This is a genomic window from Streptomyces pseudogriseolus (assembly GCA_002154585.1).
In the GTDB taxonomy this organism is placed as follows: Bacteria; Actinomycetota; Actinomycetes; order Streptomycetales; family Streptomycetaceae; genus Streptomyces; species Streptomyces pseudogriseolus.
In genome coordinates this window covers 1-544 of sequence record MUNG01000661.1, presented here as the reverse complement: position 1 = coordinate 544, position 544 = coordinate 1, and the positions used below count along the sequence as shown (strand labels likewise).

Annotated in this window: 2 protein-coding genes; one reads left to right on the top strand and one right to left on the bottom strand. The window is 61.8% G+C overall.

Annotated elements, in window-relative coordinates:
• Positions 1–78 precede the first annotated feature (78 nt).
• Positions 79–294 carry a cold-shock protein gene (locus tag CCN29_RS33895; RefSeq protein ID WP_086686297.1) on the bottom strand — a complete coding sequence of 72 codons (216 nt, stop codon included), beginning with the start codon at positions 292–294 and terminating at the stop codon, positions 79–81.
• Between the two features lie 64 nt (positions 295–358).
• Here CCN29_RS33895 and CCN29_RS36680 point away from each other — a divergent pair.
• Positions 359–544, top strand: a 186-nt coding sequence (locus tag CCN29_RS36680; RefSeq protein ID WP_442538680.1) for a hypothetical protein, incomplete at its 3' end; no start/stop codon positions are given.

The following is a 544-nucleotide window of genomic DNA, read 5'->3' as shown; positions in this document are numbered from 1 at the left end:
GCCGGCGACAGGGCCCGCCCCCCGGAGGGTGCGGGCCCTGTCGCCGGCAGAAGATGTCGCGTGCTGCTGGTAGCGCGTTCAGGCGGTGACGCGAACCATGTCGGCCTGCGGGCCCTTCTGACCCTGCGAGATCTCGAACTCGACCCGCTGGCCCTCTTCAAGGGTGCGGTAGCCGTCCATCTGGATCGCGCTGTAGTGGACGAAAACATCCGCACCACCGTCGACCGCGATGAAGCCGTACCCCTTCTCCGCGTTGAACCACTTGACGGTGCCCTGANNCGCGGCTGAATGTATCTGTCCAACTGCCGTCTGCAACAGGTCAATCGGACGAGAAATCTGGACGCCAACGATCCGGAATGTGGCAAAAATTCGCCAGAATTCAGGGCAAGTCGGGCCGGGCAAAGGAGACAAAAGCCGCGAAAGGAGCCCGCACTTTGGCTACATCCAGTCGGGTCTGCGGCAGGAATTCAAAGTTCCTGATTCAAGGATCAGGAGCGCGTTCCCCAACTCTACCGCGCTCAATCCCATGGAATTGCCCCCTCCG